Source organism: Rhodococcus (subgen. Prescottella) equi (assembly GCF_003013675.1).
Classification (GTDB): Bacteria; Actinomycetota; Actinomycetes; order Mycobacteriales; family Mycobacteriaceae; genus Prescottella; species Prescottella equi.
Map to the genome: position 1 here is coordinate 3195215 of NZ_CP027793.1, position 18944 is coordinate 3214158.

The 18944-nt window shown below is 68.7% G+C and carries 19 protein-coding genes; 11 read left to right on the forward strand and 8 right to left on the reverse strand.

What is annotated here, in order from left to right; genetic code table 11:
* Window positions 1-2 precede the first annotated feature (2 nt).
* A complete protein-coding gene (locus C7H75_RS14885) occupies window positions 3-278 on the forward strand; it encodes an Lrp/AsnC family transcriptional regulator (protein ID WP_005512486.1) in 276 nt (91 codons plus the stop codon).
* Between the two features lie 14 nt (window positions 279-292).
* Here C7H75_RS14885 and trpD read toward each other — a convergent pair whose 3' ends face one another.
* Window positions 293-1384 carry an anthranilate phosphoribosyltransferase gene (trpD, locus tag C7H75_RS14890; protein ID WP_064057677.1) on the reverse strand — a complete coding sequence of 364 codons (1092 nt, stop codon included), beginning with the start codon at window positions 1382-1384 and terminating at the stop codon, window positions 293-295.
* Window positions 1385-1463: 79 nt separating this feature from the next.
* Window positions 1464-1907, reverse strand: coding sequence for a hypothetical protein (locus C7H75_RS14895; protein WP_005512483.1), 444 nt, complete (start codon window positions 1905-1907; stop codon window positions 1464-1466).
* Between the two features lie 126 nt (window positions 1908-2033).
* On the opposite strand from C7H75_RS14895, the gene ctaE reads away from it, so the two are divergent.
* The 5 genes from ctaE (at window position 2034) to C7H75_RS14920 (ending at window position 7944) form a co-directional block, all read left to right on the forward strand.
* Window positions 2034-2645 (forward strand): aa3-type cytochrome oxidase subunit III, encoded by a 612-nt coding sequence (gene ctaE, locus C7H75_RS14900; protein WP_022596569.1) that lies wholly within the window; start codon window positions 2034-2036, stop codon window positions 2643-2645.
* A gap of 63 nt (window positions 2646-2708) precedes the next feature.
* Window positions 2709-3572, forward strand: coding sequence for a cytochrome bc1 complex diheme cytochrome c subunit (qcrC, locus tag C7H75_RS14905; protein ID WP_172504533.1), 864 nt, complete (start codon window positions 2709-2711; stop codon window positions 3570-3572).
* The gene (gene qcrA, locus C7H75_RS14910; RefSeq protein WP_005512480.1) at window positions 3569-4705 is read left to right on the forward strand and encodes a cytochrome bc1 complex Rieske iron-sulfur subunit; all 1137 of its coding nucleotides are present in this window, start codon (window positions 3569-3571) and stop codon (window positions 4703-4705) included. The genes qcrC and qcrA overlap by 4 nt, the downstream gene beginning before the upstream one ends.
* The gene (gene qcrB, locus C7H75_RS14915; RefSeq protein ID WP_013416392.1) at window positions 4702-6354 is read left to right on the forward strand and encodes a cytochrome bc1 complex cytochrome b subunit; all 1653 of its coding nucleotides are present in this window, start codon (window positions 4702-4704) and stop codon (window positions 6352-6354) included. The genes qcrA and qcrB overlap by 4 nt, the downstream gene beginning before the upstream one ends.
* Before the next feature lie 138 nt (window positions 6355-6492).
* Window positions 6493-7944 (forward strand): carotenoid oxygenase family protein, encoded by a 1452-nt coding sequence (locus tag C7H75_RS14920; protein ID WP_106851528.1) that lies wholly within the window; start codon window positions 6493-6495, stop codon window positions 7942-7944.
* Between the two features lie 74 nt (window positions 7945-8018).
* On the opposite strand, the gene C7H75_RS14925 is transcribed toward C7H75_RS14920, so the two are convergent.
* A complete protein-coding gene (locus C7H75_RS14925; protein ID WP_005512476.1) occupies window positions 8019-8435 on the reverse strand; it encodes a cytochrome c oxidase subunit 4 in 417 nt (138 codons plus the stop codon).
* Window positions 8436-8470: 35 nt separating this feature from the next.
* Window positions 8471-9535: an aa3-type cytochrome oxidase subunit II gene (ctaC, locus tag C7H75_RS14930; RefSeq protein WP_080561105.1), complete on the reverse strand. Its 1065-nt coding sequence runs from the start codon at window positions 9533-9535 to the stop codon at window positions 8471-8473.
* 301 nt (window positions 9536-9836) lie between these two features.
* On the opposite strand from ctaC, the gene asnB reads away from it, so the two are divergent.
* On the forward strand, window positions 9837-11762 hold the full coding sequence (gene asnB, locus C7H75_RS14935; protein WP_106851529.1) for an asparagine synthase (glutamine-hydrolyzing): 1926 nt from the start codon (window positions 9837-9839) through the stop codon (window positions 11760-11762).
* 69 nt (window positions 11763-11831) lie between these two features.
* Here the strand turns inward: asnB and C7H75_RS14940 are convergent, their stop codons facing one another.
* The 3 genes from C7H75_RS14940 to C7H75_RS14950 all read right to left on the reverse strand — a co-directional run bounded on the left by C7H75_RS14940 (window position 11832) and on the right by C7H75_RS14950 (window position 14433).
* Window positions 11832-12806 (reverse strand): carbohydrate kinase family protein, encoded by a 975-nt coding sequence (locus C7H75_RS14940; protein ID WP_013416396.1) that lies wholly within the window; start codon window positions 12804-12806, stop codon window positions 11832-11834.
* A gap of 128 nt (window positions 12807-12934) precedes the next feature.
* Window positions 12935-13285 carry a HesB/IscA family protein gene (locus C7H75_RS14945; protein ID WP_005512470.1) on the reverse strand — a complete coding sequence of 117 codons (351 nt, stop codon included), beginning with the start codon at window positions 13283-13285 and terminating at the stop codon, window positions 12935-12937.
* A 59-nt stretch (window positions 13286-13344) separates the two neighbouring features.
* Complete coding sequence (locus C7H75_RS14950) at window positions 13345-14433, reverse strand: glycerate kinase family protein (protein ID WP_013416397.1); 1089 nt, start codon at window positions 14431-14433, stop codon at window positions 13345-13347.
* Window positions 14434-14541: 108 nt separating this feature from the next.
* On the opposite strand from C7H75_RS14950, the gene C7H75_RS14955 reads away from it, so the two are divergent.
* From C7H75_RS14955 to C7H75_RS14970, 4 genes are all read left to right on the forward strand, one after another.
* Complete coding sequence (locus C7H75_RS14955; RefSeq protein ID WP_005512468.1) at window positions 14542-15222, forward strand: DUF3043 domain-containing protein; 681 nt, start codon at window positions 14542-14544, stop codon at window positions 15220-15222.
* Between the two features lie 70 nt (window positions 15223-15292).
* Window positions 15293-15883: a bifunctional adenosylcobinamide kinase/adenosylcobinamide-phosphate guanylyltransferase gene (locus C7H75_RS14960; RefSeq protein ID WP_013416398.1), complete on the forward strand. Its 591-nt coding sequence runs from the start codon at window positions 15293-15295 to the stop codon at window positions 15881-15883.
* 1 nt (window position 15884) lies between these two features.
* Window positions 15885-16994 carry a nicotinate-nucleotide--dimethylbenzimidazole phosphoribosyltransferase gene (gene cobT / locus C7H75_RS14965; RefSeq protein ID WP_041674300.1) on the forward strand — a complete coding sequence of 370 codons (1110 nt, stop codon included), beginning with the start codon at window positions 15885-15887 and terminating at the stop codon, window positions 16992-16994.
* 2 nt (window positions 16995-16996) lie between these two features.
* Window positions 16997-17758 (forward strand): adenosylcobinamide-GDP ribazoletransferase, encoded by a 762-nt coding sequence (locus tag C7H75_RS14970; RefSeq protein WP_106851531.1) that lies wholly within the window; start codon window positions 16997-16999, stop codon window positions 17756-17758.
* A gap of 64 nt (window positions 17759-17822) precedes the next feature.
* Here C7H75_RS14970 and C7H75_RS14975 read toward each other — a convergent pair whose 3' ends face one another.
* A complete protein-coding gene (locus C7H75_RS14975; RefSeq protein WP_005512459.1) occupies window positions 17823-18926 on the reverse strand; it encodes a branched-chain amino acid aminotransferase in 1104 nt (367 codons plus the stop codon).
* Window positions 18927-18944: the final 18 nt, after the last annotated feature.

Consider the following 18944-nt stretch of genomic DNA (forward strand, 5'->3'; position numbering starts at 1 on the left):
CCATGATCAACGCGATCGTCATGATCCACGCCGAGGCCGACCGGATCCCCGAGACTGCACAGGCGGTCGCCGACCTGGGCGGAGTCTCCGAGGTCTACTCGTGCGCCGGCGACGTCGATCTGATCGCGATCGTCAAGGTGCGCGACCACGCCCAGATCGCCGAGGTCGTGACCGAGCGCATCAACAAGGTGCGCGGCGTGACCAAGACCGCGACGCACATCGCGTTCCAGTCGTACTCCAGCGCGGACATCGAGGCCGCCTTCTCGCTCGGCGAGTAGGCGGCCCCGCGCGTCTAGTGGTGGGCGGCCAGTTCCGTGGTGAGCGCCGCCCACCGCTCGAGCACCGTGGCGGCGGCACCCGAATCGATTGCCCGGGCCGCCTTCTCGAGACCTGCGGCCAGCGATTCCTCGAGGCTGTCGCCGACGCCGTCGAACGCGGCGAGCGCACCGGCCGCATTCAGCAGCACCGCGTCGCGGACCGGCCCCTCGTCGCCGGCGAACACACCGCGCGCGACCGCCGCGTTGGCCTGGGCGTCGCCCCCGCGCAGCGCATCCAGCGGCACCCGCGCGATGCCCAGATCCGTCGGATCCAGCTTCCGGGTGCGCACGGTGCCACCCGAGACCACGTGCACCACCGACGTCGTCGACGTGGTGAGTTCGTCGAGTCCGTCGTCGCCGCGCACCACCAGCGCCGAGTTGCCGCGCTCCGCGAGCACCCCGGCGACCACCTCGATGAGATCCTCGAAGGCGCAGCCGATCAGTCCGGCGCGCGGGCGGGCAGGGTTCGTCAGCGGCCCGAGGACGTTGAACACCGTCGGGATGCCGATCTCCTTGCGTGGCGCTCCCGCGAAGCGCAGTGCCGGGTGGAACACCGGCGCGAAGCAGAACCCGATCCCCACCTCCTCGACGCAGCGCGCGACCTCCTGAGCGCCGAGATTGATGTGCACGCCCAGCGCCTCGAGGACGTCGGCGCCACCGCTCTTGGAGGAGGCGGCACGGTTGCCGTGCTTGACGACCCGGACACCCGCCGCCGCCACCACGACCGACGCCATCGTGGAGATGTTCACCGTGTTGGAGCGGTCACCGCCGGTACCGACCACGTCGACCACGTCCGGCGAGACCGGCACGCTCCGGGCGTGGCCGAGCATCGCGTCCGCGAGGCCGCGCAGTTCGGGCGGCGTCGCACCTTTCATCTTCAGGGCGACACCGAACGCGGCGATCTGCGCGGAGGTGGCGTTGTCGGACATGATCTCGTCCATCGCCCATGCGGCGTCGTCGGCGGTGAGATTCCTGCCGTCGGTGAGGGCCCCGAGAATCGCCGGCCAGGTCCGGTCGGCCGCGCCCGCCACTCGATTCACTGCCTGCGCTGCCGACTGCCGCACCATGACGACCCCTTCTGCTGTACGCCCACCAACCGGTCGGGCGGAGATTTGACGTTCCGCAGCTTAGTGCGCCCGTCCGAGCTCACCCCGCGGACGGCGGCTGCAGCCCCTCCCAGCCCAGCGCGGTGCCCCCGAGCCGCTGGGCCAGGCCGGCCATCCGCGACCGCTCCTGGGAGCAGTGCAGGGCGTCGAGAAGCTGCACCCGCTCGAGGAGCACCGTCGCGACCCCGTCCGCGTCCACCACGGGTTCGTCCGCGAGCGCGTAGTCGTCCTGACCCGCGACGTCCACCGCCTCCTGCACCCGATCCGACGGCAGACGGAGGTGATGCCGGAGCACGGCCTGGGCATCGGGCACCCATGCCGGCGCGCCCGCAGCGCCACGTTCGAGGGTGGTCGAGCATGCCTCGACGTCGTCGAAGCCGGACACCACCACCACGAGGTCCTCGCGCGTTCGATCGAGGGCCGCGGGCGAGCGCCTGGACAGAAATCCGCCAAACCAACGAGCGACACCGCTCCTGAGTTCCATGTGCCTACTTTGTCACGTCCACCGACGCCCGCCGGGACCGCCGAGGAATGGCCTCTGACGTGGGCCGACGCGCCGACACCGGACCCGGGTGGCTTTCCTTTACGACGAAGCGTCATACTTCTCAGCGTGACGAGCGCAGTAGGGACTTCAGGATCGGCAATCACCCAGCGCGTGCACTCGCTGAACCGGCCAAACATGGTCAGCGTCGGCACCATCGTGTGGTTGTCAAGCGAGCTCATGTTCTTCGCAGGGCTCTTCGCCATGTATTTCGTTGCACGAGCACAGGCGAATGGGAACTGGCCACCGGAGCCGACGGAGCTGAACCTCACGTTGGCCGTGCCGGTCACGCTGGTGCTGATTGCGTCTTCCTTCACCTGCCAGATGGGTGTCTTCGCGGCAGAAAAGGGTGACGTCTTCGGTCTCCGGCGTTGGTACCTGGTGACTCTTGCCATGGGCACGTTCTTCGTGCTCGGCCAGGGGTACGAGTACTACCACCTGGTGCACGAGGGAACGACGATCTCGAGCAGTGTGTACGGATCGGTCTTCTACATGACGACCGGCTTCCACGGCCTGCACGTCATCGGCGGTCTGATCGCGTTCGTCTTCTTGATCGTCCGCACCAAGGTCAGCAAGTTCACGCCTGCACAGGCCACTGCGGCGATCGTCGTTTCGTACTACTGGCACTTCGTCGACATTGTGTGGATCGGCCTGTTCGCCACGATTTATTTCATCCGTTAGCCAGCTGAACGACCAGGCAGCCCCCTGACGCTTCAGTCGTCCCGACATACCAAAGGGATACAGATGAGTTCATCCCCCCCTCCCGCAATCGAGGGTGACATGCCCGACCGCACCACCGCCGCCAAGGCGCGCCGCCAGCGCAAGCTGCGCCGGCGCGTCACCGGCGCGTTGATCCTGATGATGGGTCTCGTGAGCGCCGGATTCCTCGCCTCCGCACTGACGCCTGCACCGCAGGTCGCCACCGCGAGCGACGATTCCGCCGCGCTGATCCGCGAGGGCAAGCAGCTCTACGACACCTCCTGCATCACGTGCCACGGCGCGAACCTGCAGGGTGTCCAGGACCGCGGCCCCAGCCTCATCGGTGTCGGCGAGGCAGCCGTGTACTTCCAGGTGTCGTCCGGTCGTATGCCGGCCGCTCGCAACGAGGCCCAGGCTTCCCGTAAGCCGGCCAAGTTCGACGCCCGTCAGACCGACGCCATCGGCGCCTACGTGCAGTCCCAGGGCGGCGGCCCGACCGTCATCCGCGACGAGAACGGCGAGATCGCGCAGTCCTCGCTGCGTGGCGGCGACGTCGCCCGCGGTAGCGAGCTCTTCCGCCTCAACTGCGCGTCGTGCCACAACTTCACCGGTCGCGGCGGTGCGCTGTCGTCCGGCAAGTACGCCCCCGTTCTGGACCCGGCCAACGAGCAGCAGATCTACGCCGCCATGGTCACGGGCCCGCAGAATATGCCCAAGTTCTCCGACCGTCAGCTGACGCTCGAGGAGAAGAAGGACATCATCGCCTACGTCAAGCAGTCCAGCGAGAACAAGAACCCCGGCGGCTACGGCCTCGGTGGAATCGGACCGGGTTCCGAGGGTCTCGCGATGTGGGTCGTCGGCATCGTCGCTGTCGTCGGTGCAGCACTGTGGATCGGAGCAAGGTCATGAGCGACGCCGGCAGCGGCGATACGCCGAAGAAGTACACGGACGACGAACTCGACCGTATGAGCCGTGACGACCTCGTCAAGCTCGGTACCAACCTCGACGGCGTCGATGTCGCGTTCCGCAAGGACCGCTGGGCGGTCAAGGGCACGAAGGCCGAGAAGCGCGCAGAGCGTTCGGTTGCCTTCTGGTTCATCCTGGCGGGCGTCTCGGCGATCGCGTTCATCGCGATCTTCCTGTTCTGGCCGTGGGAGTACGCCGGTCCGGGTGAGGACACCTACTCGGCGTACAACCTGTACACCCCGCTGATCGGCCTCACCATGGGTCTGGCGATCCTCGGTGTCGGCGTCGGCGCGGTGAAGTTCACCAAGAAGTTCGTCCCCGAAGAGGTCTCGATCCAGGACCGCCACGACGGCGGCTCGGCCGAGGTCGACAAGCGCACGCTCGTCGCGCAGCTCGGCGACACGCTCGACAGCTCGACGATCGGCCGCCGCAAGATGATCAAGCGCAGCCTGATCTTCGGTGGCGGCGCCATCGGCGTCATGTCCGTCATGCCCCTCGGCGGCATGATCAAGAACCCGTGGGCCAAGGGCGACGACTCGCCGCTGTGGGTGTCCGGCTGGACCCCGCGCTACGAGGGCGAGACCATCTACCTGCGTCGCGACACCGGACGTCCGCACGACATCGTGCTGGTTCGCCCCGAGGATCTCGACGCCGGCGCCATGGAGACCGTCTTCCCCTTCCGTGAGTCCGAGCGCGGCAACGACGAGGAGCTGTTCAAGGCTCTGCGTGGCATCCGCAACTCGGTCATGCTGATCCGTCTGCGCACCGAGGACACCCAGAAGGTCATCAAGCGCAAGGGCCAGGAGAGCTTCAACTACGGCGACTACTTCGCCTACTCGAAGATCTGCACCCACCTCGGCTGCCCCACCTCGCTCTACGAGCAGCAGACCAACCGAATCCTGTGCCCCTGCCACCAGTCGCAGTTCGACGCGCTGCAGTACGGCAAGCCGCTTTTCGGTCCCGCCGCTCGTGCTCTTCCGCAGCTGCCTATTACAGTGAACGAAGAGGGCTACCTCGTCGCCAACGGTGACTTCATCGAAGCCCTCGGCCCGGCATTTTGGGAGCGTCGACCGTGACCACTACCACTCAATCCAGAGTTGCCGCCCAGGCAGAGGGAGTCGACTCCCGCTACCACCTCGCGGCCGGTATGAAGCGGCAGATCAACAAGGTCTTCCCGACGCACTGGTCGTTCATGCTCGGCGAGATCGCGCTCTACAGCTTCATCATCCTGTTGATCTCGGGTGTCTACCTGACGCTGTTCTTCGACCCGTCGCTGGCCGAAGTCACGTACAACGGCGCCTACGAGCCGCTCCGCGGCGTCGAGATGTCCCGCGCCTACGCCACGACCCTCGACATCTCGTTCGAGGTTCGCGGCGGTCTGTTCGTCCGCCAGATCCACCACTGGGCTGCGCTGATGTTCGCCGCGTCGATCATCGTGCACCTGCTGCGCATCTTCTTCACCGGCGCGTTCCGTCGCCCGCGTGAGGCGAACTGGGTCATCGGCTCGCTGCTGCTGATCCTGGCGATGTTCGAGGGCTTCTTCGGTTACTCGCTGCCCGACGACCTGCTCTCCGGTACCGGCCTGCGCGCCGCGCTCTCCGGCATCACCCTGAGTGTTCCGGTCGCCGGCACCTGGCTGCACTGGCTGATCTTCGGTGGCGACTTCCCCGGCACCCTGATCATCCCGCGTCTGTACGTCGCGCACGTCCTGCTGCTGCCCGGCATCATCCTGGCCCTGATCGCCGCCCACCTGGCGCTGGTCTGGTACCAGAAGCACACGCAGTTCCCCGGCCCCGGCCGCACCGAGAAGAACGTCGTCGGCGTTCGCATCCTCCCGGTGTTCGCTCTCAAGGGTGGCGCGTTCTTCGCGTTCACGTTCGGTGTCCTGGCCCTGATGGGCGGCCTGCTGCAGATCAACCCGATCTGGAACATCGGCCCGTACAACCCGTCGCAGGTCTCCGCAGGCTCGCAGCCCGACTTCTACATGATGTGGACCGACGGTCTGGCACGTCTGTGGCCGGCATGGGAGCTGTACTTGTTCGACCGGTACACGGTCCCCGCGGTGTTCGCCGTCGCGGTGATCATGGGCCTGGTGTTCGCACTGCTGATCGCCTACCCGTGGATCGAGAAGAAGTTCACGAAGGACGACGCGCACCACAACCTGCTGCAGCGTCCGCGTGACGTCCCGGTCCGCACCGGCATCGGCGCGATGGCCATCGCGTTCTACCTGGTGCTGACGATCTCGTGCATCAACGACATCATCGCCTACCACCTGGACATCTCGCTCAACGCGATGACCTGGATCGGCCGCATAGGCATGGTGATCCTGCCTCCGGTCGCGTACTACGTCACCTACCGGTTCTGCCTGGGTCTGCAGCGCAGCGACCGCGCGGTGCTCGAGCACGGCATCGAGACGGGCATCATCAAGCGCCTGCCGCACGGTGAGTACGTCGAGATCCACCAGCCGCTCGGCCCGGTCGACGATCACGGCCACCCGATTCCGCTGGAGTACCAGGGTGCTGCGATCCCGAAGAAGATGAACAAGCTCGGCTCCGCCGGCAAGCCCGGCTCGGGTAGCTGGGTCACCCCGGACCCGGTCGAGCAGAGCCAGGCGCTCGAGGCAGCCGATCACAAGGCTGAGCACGAGCAGCTGAAGATGCTCACGGAGTACCAGGACCGCATCCGCGGAAACGGCTCCGGCAACGGCAACGGCGAAGCGCACTAGTTCGCCGAGACCGACGAGGAAGGCCCCGAACCGATATCGGTTCGGGGCCTTCCTCGTTCCGGATCCGCCCGGAAACCACCCGGGTACCCCGACGTGCCTCTACTGTCCTCGACAACGACGATGTTGCGGGGGGATTCGATGGTGGCGAGCTATGTCGACGAACGGTATGCACCGGTGCGCGCCGAGGTGACCGAGTTCGACCTTCCGGTGCGGGGCACGATCCCGGAGTGTCTCGACGGCCGCTATCTGCGCAACGGCCCCAACCCGATCGCGCAGGTGCGTCCGGACGAGTACAACTGGTTCACCGGCGACGGCATGGTGCACGGCATCCGGATCAGCGGTGGACGCGCACTGTGGTACCGCAACAGGTGGGTCGACTCGGAGGTCACGTCGAGGGCGCTGCACCGATCCGCTCCCCCGGAGCACGGTCGCTCACCCCTGCACGGGCCGTCGGCGAACACCAACGTCATCGGCTTCGCGGGGCGCACCCTCGCCCTGGTCGAGGCGGGCGTCGCCTGTGCCGAACTCTCCTACGACCTTGACACGGTCGACGTGTGCGACTTCGACGGCACGGTGCGCGGCGGCTACACCGCCCATCCGATCGAGGAACCGGGTACCGGTGAGCTCCACGCCGTCTCCTACCACTTCGGTCGGGGCGACACCGTCCTCTACACCGTCATCGGACCGGACGGCCGTCTCCGCCGCAAGCTCCCGATCCGGGTCGGGGGCAGCCCGATGATGCACGCCTTCTCGCTCACCCCTGACTTCGTGGTGATCTACGACCTGCCGGTCACGTTCGACGTTCGCAGCGCCGTCACCGCCAACATCGCCCGCCCGCTGCGTCCCTTCGCCGCGCTCGCGCTGAGTGCCACGATCGGACGCGTCCGACTGCCGCCTCCGGTCCTGAACCGCGTGCCTGCGACCCGCGCCGGGGGCTTCCCGTACCGCTGGGACCACCGCTATCCGCCCCGTGTGGGGCTCGTCCCCCGCCGCGGTGATCCGACACCGATGTGGTTGGACGTCGAGCCGTGCTACGTCTTTCACCCGGTCAACGCCGCCAGCGAGGGCGGGAAGGTGGTCGTGGATCTCGTCGTGCACGAGCGGGTGTTCGACGCCGACCGCACCGGTCCGTCCGAGGGGCGCCCGCGACTCGAGCGCTGGCATCTGGACCCGCTGGTCAGCAGCCGCGTCCGCCGCACCCGACTCGGCGACGAGAACGTCGAGTTCCCGCGGTTCGACGAGCGCCACACCGCCTCGCTCCATCACGACTGCTGGCTCGTGGTCGGCTCGGACGACCTCTCCGGCGAGCACCGCCTCGTCCGGTCCGATCGCGCCCACGGCATCCAGGCCATGCGCGATTTCGGCCCCCGATCGGCGGTGGGCGAGTTCGTGTTCCACCCGGAGGCTCCGGACTCCCCGGAGGGGCACGGCGTGGTGATGGGATTGGTGACGAATCTCGCGGAGAACTCGACCGAGCTCAGGATCCTCGATGCGCGGACGCTCGAGGATCAGGCGTCGATCGCGCTCCCCCGCCGGGTTCCCGCCGGGTTCCACGGGAACTGGGTGCCGGACGCCGCAGCGACCCTGTGACAAGCCCCGAGAACGGCGAAGGCGCCGAACCCGGCTGGGGGTTCGGCGCCTTCGGCGTCGTTCTGAGGTGAGCGCTAGTGCTTCTCGGGTCCGAGGTGGTACTCGAAGACCAGGCCGGCGGCGGCGGTGAGAACCAGCACCACGGCCACGACGATCATCCACGGCTGGAAGAACGCCAGCGAGATGGCCGCGAAGGCGGCCGCACCGGCCAGCAGGATCGGCCAGAAGCTGCCGGGGCTGAAGAAGCCCAGGTCGCCCGAGCCGTCGGAGATTTCGGCCTCTTCGTAGTCCTCGGGGCGGGTGTCGAGACGACGCGCCACGAAGCGGAAGTAGGTCCCGACGATCAGGCTCAGGCCTGCCGACAGGATGATCGCGGTGAGGCCGGCCCACTCGATTCCGGTCCGCGACATCGCGGTGAAGACACCGTAGACGATCGCGACGAGAATGAAGAACACCGTCAGGATCTCGAAGAGCTTGGCTTCGATCTTCATATCAGTTCTTGTCCTTGGTCAGTGGTTCTCGGGCGTCAGTTCCCGTTGGCCGATGCCTCGCGCACGGTGCGATCGGTGTAGAACGGGGAGGTCGAGGTCGCGGTGGGCGACTCGCCGATCGACGCCAGCGCCTCGCCGGTGTTCATGCCCTTGCCGCCCTCTTCGACCGACTTACGGGCCTGGATGTACTGCTCGAACTTCTCCGGCGTCACTGCACGGACCTCGAAGTTCATCATCGCGTGGAAGGTGCCGCACATCTCGGCGCAGCGGCCCACGAACGCGCCTTCCTTCTCGATCTCACTGATCTGGAAGACGTTGTCCGAGTGGTTCTCCTTGGGGTTCGGGTTCACGTCACGCTTGAACAGGAACTCCGGGACCCAGAAGGAGTGGATGACGTCGGAGGACGCCAGGACGAACTCGATACGCTTGCCGGTCGGCAGCACCAGGATCGGAACCTCGTTGCTGGTGCCGACGGTCTCGATCTTGTCGTACGCCAGGTAGGACAGGTCCTGCGGGTTCTTGCCGTGGATCGCGCCGATCTTCTCCTTGCCGTGCTCGTCGACGCCTTCGGGCTTCGACGCAGCCAGCGCGGCCTCGGTAGCGGCCTGGTCGATGCCGTCGTACTTGGCGGCGCCGTCACCGAGATCGATGCTGCGGTAGCCGAACTTCCAGTTCCACTGGTAGGCCGTCACGTCGACGACCACGTTCGGGTTGTCCTTCTTCTCGGTGACGTAGTTCTGCACCACGACAGTGAAGTAGAAGAGAACAGCGATGATCACGAACGGAACTGCCGTGTAGAACAGCTCCAACGGCACGTTGTATGCCGTCTGACGGGGGAACTCGGGCGAGTCCTTCTTCTTGCGGTGGAACACGACCACCCAGAAGGTGAGGCCCCACACGATGACACCCATGACGAGGGCGGCGATGACCGACCACGTCCACAGTTCGCGCATGCGTTCTGCCTGCGGGGTAACTCCCGAGGGCCACCCGAAGCGAAGCACCGAGTTGTCGATTGAACATCCCGACAACAGCATGGCAGCTATGCCCAAAGAGCCTGCCAGCCCGGCTCGCCGAAGGATCCGACCTTGCGCCACGTTCACGCCTTCCTGATCGCCGCAATTCCACTAGGGCACACCCGATGGGAAGGCCCAATTACTACGCAGCGTAGACCAAAGGCGCCGATCCTCCACTGTCGGGTCGGCGCCCGTGTTGCAGTCGGGACCAATGGCCCTCCACGCTACGCGCCCTACCTGGGATTCAGCTGAGATCGCGGCCACCTCCCGCGGTCCGGCGACGGTCCCCCTCCGGAAACTGCGGCATACTTTCCTGGGAAATCGGCGAGCCCCCGCGGACCACCGGTCTCCGCCCGACAACCGACTCTGAATCGAGGTACTGGACGCCGTGTGCGGACTGCTCGGACTACTCACCACCGACGGCACCAGCGACGACGCCGTCGCCCGCGTCGATGCGGCCATGCACTGCCTGCGCCATCGCGGCCCGGACGAGCACGGCACGTGGCACGACGACGACCTGATCTTCGGTTTCAACCGGCTGTCGATCATCGACATCGAACACTCGCACCAGCCGCTGCGGTGGGGTCCGCCGGAGAACCCCGAGCGGTACGCGCTCACGTTCAACGGTGAGATCTACAACTACCTCGAGATCCGAGCGGAGCTCGCGAAGGACCACGACGCGCAGTTCCGCACCGAGGGCGACAGCGAAGCCATCGTCGCCGCCTTCCACTACTGGGGCGCCGACGCCGTCCGCCGGCTGCGCGGGATGTTCGCGTTCGCGGTGTGGGACACCGAGACCCGCGAGCTGTTCGTGGCGCGCGACCCCTTCGGCATCAAGCCGCTGTTCATCGCGACCGGCGCCGCCGGCACCGCGTTCGGCAGCGAGAAGAAGAGTCTGCTCGAGCTGGCCGACGTCATCGGCATCGACACCGATCTCGATCCGCGCGCGACGGAGCACTACACGGTGCTCCAGTACGTCCCGGAACCCGAGACGCTGCACGCCGAGATCCGCCGACTGGAATCCGGGTGCTACGCGCGCCTGACGCCGGGCAAGGCGCCCGAGACCACGCGCTACTTCACGCCGACCTTCCCGGCGGTCCCGTTCGCGCCCGGCAGCGAGGCGTCCCGCTATCGCGAGATCGCGGAGGCCCTCGAGGACTCGGTGGCCAAGCACATGCGCGCCGACGTCACCGTGGGCTCGTTCCTGTCGGGCGGCATCGACTCCACCGCGATCGCGGCGCTCGCGATGCGGCACAACCCGAACCTGATCACCTTCACCACCGGGTTCGAGCGCGAGGGCTACTCGGAGGTGGACGTCGCGGCCGAGTCCGCGGCGGCGATCGGTGCACGGCACGTGGTCAAGGTCGTCTCCCCCGCCGAGTTCGCGGCCGCGATCCCCGAGATCATCTGGTATCTGGACGATCCGGTCGCCGACCCCGCCCTCGTTCCCCTCTGGTTCGTGGCGAAGGAGGCGCGCAAGCACGTCAAGGTGGTGCTGTCCGGCGAGGGCGCGGACGAGCTGTTCGGCGGCTACACCATCTACCGGGAACCGCTGTCGCTGAGGCCGTTCGACTATCTCCCGGCCCCGCTGCGCAAGGCGGCCGGCAAGCTGTCCGAGCGCATCCCGGACGGCACCCGCGGCAAGAGCCTGCTGAGCCGAGGCTCGATGACGCTCGAAGAGCGCTACTACGGCAACGCGCGCAGCTTCAACGACGCCCAGCTGCGGGCGGTGCTGCGCGACTTCCGCCCGGAGTGGACGCATCAGGACGTCACCGCGCCCATCTACGCGCAGTCACGGGACTGGGATCCGGTGGCGCGCATGCAGCACCTGGACCTGTTCACGTGGCTGCGCGGCGACATCCTGGTCAAGGCCGACAAGATGACGATGGCGAACTCGCTCGAGCTGCGGGTTCCGTTCCTCGACCCCGAGGTGTTCGACGTCGCTTCGCGTGTGCCGCTGGATCAGAAGATCACGAAGACCACGACGAAGTACGCGCTGCGGCAGGCGCTCGAGGGCATCGTGCCGCCGCACGTGCTGCACCGCGCGAAGCTGGGCTTCCCGGTGCCGCTGCGGCACTGGCTGGCCGGCACCGAGCTGTTCGACTGGGCGCACCAGCAGATCGCCGAGTCGGGTACCGATCACATTTTCGACAAGGCCGCCGTCACCCGGATGCTGAACGAGCACCGCGCGGGAACGTCGGATCACAGCCGCCGGCTGTGGACGGTTCTGTGCTTCATGGTGTGGCACGGGATCTTCGTCGAGAAGCGCATCGTGCCGCAGATTCAGGAGCCGGTGTACCCGGTCAGCCTGTAGGCGCTCCGCGCCCGTGCGCCTTTTCGGTAGCTGGTACTACCGAAAAGGCGCACGGGCGGCGTGGCCGCCTTACGGGAGCAGCGCCGCGATGTCGTCGGCGGCGTCGCGGCCGTACGCCTCGGTGAGGCGCTTGAGGGCGTCGTCGCGCTGGAACGTCCATTCCTGCGTGCCGACGGTCTCGAGGACGTAGACGGCGACGAGCGAGCCCAACTGCGCGGACCGCTCGATGCTCAGGCCCGCGGAGTGCGCCAGCAGGAAGCCTGCACGGAACGCGTCGCCGACGCCGGTCGGGTCGACCTTGCCGCGCTCGGGCACGACGCCGACGCGGACCCAGTTGCCGTCGGCGTCGACGATCTCGACGCCCTTGGCGCCGAGCGTGGTGACGCGCAGTCCGACCTGGGAGCGGATCTCCTCCTCCGACAGCCCGGTCTTCTGCTGCAGCAGACCCCACTCGTACTCGTTGGTGAACAGGTACTTGGCGCCCTGGATGAGCTTCTTGGCGTCGTCGCCCGACAGGCGCGCGAGCTGCTGGGACGGGTCGGCGGCGAACGGGATGCCGAGCAGTCGGCACTCGTCGGTGTGGCGCAGCATGGCGGCGGGGTCGTTGGCGCCGACGAGCACCAGGTCGAGGTCGCCGGCAGCCTTCGCGACGGCGGCGATCTCGATCTCACGAGCCTCGCTCATGGCGCCGGGATAGAACGACGCGATCTGGGCCATGTCCTCGTCGGTGGTGCACACGAAGCGGGCGGTGTACGCGCTGTCGGACACGCGAACCGCGCTGCAGTCGACACCGTTGGATTCGAGCCAGGTGCGGTACTCGGCGAAGTCGACGCCCGCCGCACCGACGAGCAGCGGCGAGCCACCCAGCACACCCATCGCGTATGCGATGTTGCCGCCGACGCCGCCGCGGCGGATCACCAGGTCGTCGACCAGGAAGCTCAGCGAGATGTGCGCGAGCTGGTCGGCGAGCAGCTGCTCGGCGAAGCGGCCCGGGAACCGCATCAGATGGTCGGTGGCGATGGATCCGGTTACCGCAATGGTCACGCGGGTGCCTTTCAGCTCGGGTGGCGCCGTCGGTCAGGACGCCAGTCGGGGGCGCAACGCAGTCTGACGCGGAGCCCGCCGGTGAGGCAGACTCCGCGTCAGAGTGCGTCGAGAAGGTTGTTCGGGACTCAGTTGAACGAGTCGCCGCAGGCGCAGGACCCCGTGGCGTTCGGGTTGTCGATCGTGAAGCCCTGCTTCTCGATGGTGTCGACGAAGTCGATGGAGGCGCCCTCGACGTAGGGGGCGCTCATGCGATCGACGGCGAGGTTGACGCCACCGAAGTCGACGACGAGGTCACCGTCGAGGCTGCGGTCGTCGAAGAACAGCTGGTACCGCAGGCCGGCACAGCCACCGGGCTGCACGGCGATGCGCAGCGCGAGGTCGTCGCGTCCCTCCTGATCGAGCAGCGCCTTCGCCTTGGAGGACGCGGCCTCGGTCATCGTGACGCCGTGCGTGGCCGTCTCGTTCTGCACAGTCATGGGCTCTCCCTGTCGCTCGTATCAAACCCGTGATCGCTTCAACGGTACTCTCCGCGCTGCTATTCCTCATGTATCGGGGCGATCCACACAGCGCTCGACGGGCCGCGCCATCGGTCGGCGACGCACGACGTCAGAGCCTCGAGCCGGCTGGCGGCCTCTGTCATGGCTCGCTCGACCGAGCCCGCGAACTCCGCCACCGAGAACGCCGCGACGATGCCGGCCTCGGCTGCGGTGTCCGGATCCACCGCGACCTGCCCCGCGAGAACCACCGTCGGCACTCCCCCGCGCCGGGCCGCGGCGGCGAGCGTGGTGACGAGTTTGCCGCGCAGGGACTGGTGGTCGAACCGGCCCTCACCGGTCAGCACGACGTCGGAATCCGCGAGCTGATCGGCCTGACCGGTGCACGCGGCCACCACCTCAGCCCCCGATTCGCGCACGGCGCCGAGCGCGAGCAGCGCCGCGCCCAGTCCGCCGGCCGCACCGGCACCGGGCAGGTCGGCGACGTCGCGCCCGCAGGCCCGCGCCAGTTCTCCTGCCCAGACGGCGTTGCGCTGCTCGAGGAGCTCGATCGCGGACGCGTCGGCGCCCTTCTGCGGGCCGAACACGTGGGCGGCCCCGTGCTCGCCGAGCAGGGGATGCTCGACGTCGGTGGCCGCGACGAGTTCCACATCCCGGAGTCGGCGCGCAGCCTCGTCCGGACCGCCGAGGGCGGCGATCATCCCGCGCCCGCCGTCGGTACAGCAGGACCCGCCGAGTCCGACAACGATCCGGCGCGCGCCGGCGTCGACCGCCGCCGCGATCAACTCGCCGACGCCGCGGCTGTGCGCCTCGAGGGACGTCGTCCGGGTGGGCGGCCCAGCGAGCAGCCCGAGCCCCACCGCCTGGGCCGATTCGATGTAGGCGGCGTCGTCGGCGAGGACCCAGCGCGCCTCGACCGCCTGCCCGAGCGGCCCTGACACGCGCGCGGATCGCATCCCCCCGGCAGTAGCCGAAATCACATCGGCGAACCCGGGGCCGCCGTCGGACTGCGGTGCGAGTACGACGGTGTCCGAGGGCCGTGCGGCCGACCATCCGGCCGCCATCGCCTCGGCCGCCTGTACCGCAGTGAGGGTTTCACCGAACGAGTCGGGGGCGATGAGCACGCGCATCAGCGCAGTGTATGGCGGCCATCCGACCTCGGCATTTCGGAAGGCGTCCTGGCGGTTCGACGGGTGGTCGGTTTCGACTGCACGGCAGTTATCCCATAGCCTGGTGACGTGAAGCTGCTACGCCGAGGCGACTCCGACAATTCCGACAAGCGCGACGTCGAGGTCATCGAGTCGACCGCGGAGACCACCACTGACGAGCCGGGAACGGCCGATGCCGCCGGCGCATCCACGCCGGGCAAGGGCCGCCCGACCCCGAAGCGGCGCGAGGCCGAGGCCAAGAAGCGCGGTCCGGTGGCGCCCGCTCCGCTCACCTCCAAGGAAGCCCGCGCCCGCCGCAAGGCCAATCGCGGCAACAAGGAGGAGCGCAAGGCCGCGGCCGCCGAGCGCCGCGCCGAGTCCGCGAATCGCCGCGCCCGAATGCTCGCGGGCGAGGAGAAGTATCTGCTCCCGCGTGACAAGGGTCCGGTCCGCGCCTACACGCGCGATCTCGTCGACAGCCGCCGCAACCTCGTCGGCCTCTTCATGCCGCTGGCCCTCGTACTGATCATGGCGATGTTCCTGAGCCCCGTCATCCAGAACTACGTGACACTGGCGATGCTCGTGATGATGCTGTTCATGGCGGGCGAGGGCTACTTCCTCGGCCGGATGATCAACAACAAGGTCCGCGAGCGGTACCCGGACAGCGTCGACGGGGGCTTCAAGCTCGGCTGGTACGCCTTCGTCCGCGCGTCACAGATCCGGAAGATGCGCGCACCGGCACCCCGGGTCAAGCCGGGCGACGCCGTCTGATCCACCTGCGTCTCGGGCCGGTCCTCGCACTGCGGGGACCGGCCCGACGCGGTTGGTAGCGTCTACCCTCGTGCCCTCCCCCGATTCGTCCCGCGCCCGGCGCACCCTCGTGCTCGGAGGCGCGCGGTCCGGCAAGTCGGCACATGCGGAGGGCCTGCTCGACGACCTCGCCCCCGGCACGCACGTCCGGTACGTGGCCACGGCACGCCGCTACGCGGACGACCGGGACTGGGACGCCCGCATCGATCAACATCGCCGACGCCGCCCCGATGCGTGGTCGACGGTCGAGACCGGGCACGACGGCAGCCTCGTCGCCGTGCTGAGCGCCCCCGGACCACACCCCCCGACGTTGGTCGACGACCTCGGGACGTGGATCACCGGGGAACTCGACGACGCCGACGCCTGGGAGGCTCCCCGCGGGACGATCGCGAGTCGCACCGACGGACTCGTCGACGCGGTCGCGTCGTACGGAGATCGGCTGCTGCTGGTGAGTCCCGAGGTGGGCATGGGCGTGATCCCCGAGCACCGCTCGGGGCGGTTGTTTCGCGACGAGCTCGGCGCCCTCAACGCCCGCCTGGCCGATGTGTGCGACGACGTGATCCTCGTGGTCGCCGGCCTCCCCCTGATCCTCAAACGACCCGCGCCGATACGAAAGGCTTAGCGTGACAAGCGAACCCGTGAGCCCGTCCGCTCCACTCTACGAGCCGCTCACCCCGCCGGACGCCGGGGTGCGGGAGCAGGCACTGGCCCGTCAGTCGATGCTGACGAAGCCGACCGGCGCCCTCGGCCGCCTCGAGGAACTGTCGGTGTGGGCCGCGGCCTGCCAGGGCGTGTGCCCCCCGCATATCTTCGCCCGTCCACGCGTGGTGGTGTTCGCCGGCGACCACGGCATCGCCCGCGGCGGGGTGTCCGCGTACCCGCCCGAGGTGACCGCGCAGATGGTCGCGAACATCCAGGGCGGCGGTGCGGCCGTGAACGTGCTCGCGGATGTCGCGGGCGCGTCGGTGCGCGTCGTCGACCTGTCCGTCGACGCCGACACCGATCCGGTCGTGTCGGCGTACAAGATCCGCCGCTCGTCGGGGTCGATCGACCGCGAGGACGCGCTCACGCACGAGGAGACGCTGCGCGCCGTCGCGGCCGGACGCGCGATCGCCGACGAGGAGATCGACTCGGGCGCGGACCTGCTCATCGCCGGCGAGATGGGCATCGGGAACACCACGCCCGCAACGGTCCTCATCGCCGCGCTCACCGACACCGAGCCCGTCGCCGCGGTCGGTCGCGGCACCGGCGTCGACGACGCCGGGTGGATGCGCAAGACCGCCGCGATCCGTGACGCGCTGCGTCGGGCGCGCCCCCACGTCCGCGACGCGGTGGGACTGCTCCGCACGGTGTCCGGCGCCGATCTGGCCGCCATGGCCGGCTTCCTGGCGCAGGCGTCGGCGCGCAGGACGCCGGTGATCGTCGACGGCCTCGTCGTCACCGCCTCCGCGGTGGTCGCGGAGGCGCTCGCCCCCGGTGCGCGCGAGTGGTGGGTGGCCGGTCACCGCTCCACCGAACCGGCACATTCGATCGCGCTGCGGCACCTGGGTCTCGATCCGATCCTCGGCCTCGACATGCGTCTCGGCGAGGGCTCGGGCGCCGTCGCGGCGCTGCCGATCCTGCAGGGCGCGGTCGCGACCCTCGCGCACATGGCCACCTTCGATTCCGCCGGGGTGAGCAACAACACCGAACTCGAGCCCGAACCCGACGGCGCTGCAGCGGAATCGAACTGATCGTGCGCGCCGCGGTCGCCGGGCTGTCGACGGCACTGTCCTGGCTCACGGTGCTACCGGTGCGCGGCCCGCGCGAGATCGGCCGCGCCGAAGGGCGGGCGGCCATCGGCGCGGCGCCGGTGGTCGGGGCGCTGCTCGGTGCGGGCGCCGCCGCCGTGCTGTGGGTGCTGGTGTGGGCCGGACTCGACCCGGCACTGGCGGGACTGCTCACGGTCGGCGCGCTGGCCGTGTCGACCCGCGGGATGCACGTCGACGGTCTCGCCGACACCGCCGACGGCCTGGGCTGTTACGGCCCGCCGGAGCGGGCGCGCGAGGTGATGCGCAGCGGGGGCGCCGGACCGTTCGGGGTGGCCGCGTTGATCGTCACCATCGGCGTGCAGGCGCTCGTGTTCGGTTCGCTGGGCGCGGGCGGCGCCTGGATCGCGGTGGCCGTCGCCGTCGCGACCGGACGCGTATCGGCCGTCTTCGCCTGTCGCCGCGGCATTCCCGCGTCGAGCCCGAGCGGTTTCGGCGCGTTGGTGGCGGATTCGCAACCGGCGTGGACGGCCGCGGTGTGGGGCGCAGCGGCAGCGGTCGCGGCGCTGTGGGCCGTCCCGGACCGGTGGTGGCAGGGCCCGCTCGTGATCGTCGTCGCCCTCACCGGGGCGATACTGCTGGTTCGGCACTGTGTCCGCCGCTTCGCGGGCGTCAACGGCGATGTGCTCGGGGCTGCGATCGAGTTCACGGTCGCCGCGACGGCCGTAGGATTCCTGATCGGTCCCTGAGCCCGGATGCACTCGGGCCCTCCCGCCGGAAGCGGAAGGGCCCGAGACGAATCGGTGTGCGGACTCAGCGCAGCTTGGTCATCCAACCGTGGGTGTCGGCGAAGGTGCCGCGTTGGATGCCGGTGAGGGTGTCGCGCAGCGCCATCGTGATCTTGCCCGGCTCGCCGTCGGCGATGGTGAACTCGCCCTCGGCGGACTTCACGCGGCCGACCGGCGTGATGACGGCGGCGGTACCGCACGCGAACACCTCGGTGATCTCCCCGGATGCGGCCTTCTCGCGCCACTCGTCGGTGCTGATCTTGCGCTCCTCGACGGCGAAGCCGGCGTCGGCGGCCAGCGCGAGCAGCGAGTCGCGGGTGATGCCCGGCAGCAGCGAGCCGGACAGCGACGGCGTCACCAGACGCGCGTCCGGGCCCGAGCCGAAGACGAAGAACAGGTTCATCCCGCCCATCTCCTCGACGTACTTGCGCTCGATCGCGTCGAGCCACACCACCTGGTCGCAGCCCTCGTCCGAGGCCTGCGCCTGCGCCAGCAGCGACGCGGCGTAGTTGCCGGCGAACTTCGCGGCGCCGGTACCACCCGGGGCCGCCCGCACGTACTCCCGCGAGAGCCACACGCTCACGGGCTTGACGCCGCGCGGGAAGTACGCGCCGGCCGGGGACGCGATCAGCAGGTAGCGGTATTCCTTGGCCGGGCGAACTCCGAGACCGGCCTCGGTGGAGAACATGAAGGGCCGCAGGTACAGCGAGTCCTCGCCACCGGCGGCGGGGACCCACGCCTCGTCGACGTCGAGCAGCGCGTCGATCGAACGGACGAACAGGTCGTCGGGCAGCTCCGGCATCGCCAGACGGCGGGCCGACTGACGCAGACGCTCCGCGTTCGCGGTGAGACGGAACGACGAGATGCCGCCGCCCGGCTGACGGTAGGCCTTCAGACCCTCGAAGATGGCCTGCCCGTAGTGCAGCACCATGCCGGCCGGGTCGAGTTCGATCGGACCGTAGGGCAGCACCTCGGCGTCGTGCCAGCCGCGGCCCTCGGTGTACATGATCGAGACCATGTGATCGGTGAAGAACCGACCGAATCCGGGCGCCTCCAGAATCTCGCGCCGCGCCTCTTCGGTCGCGGGAGAAGGATGCTGGGTGCGCGCGAATTCGAGGCCGTCTGTCATAAGCCGTAATCCTATCTA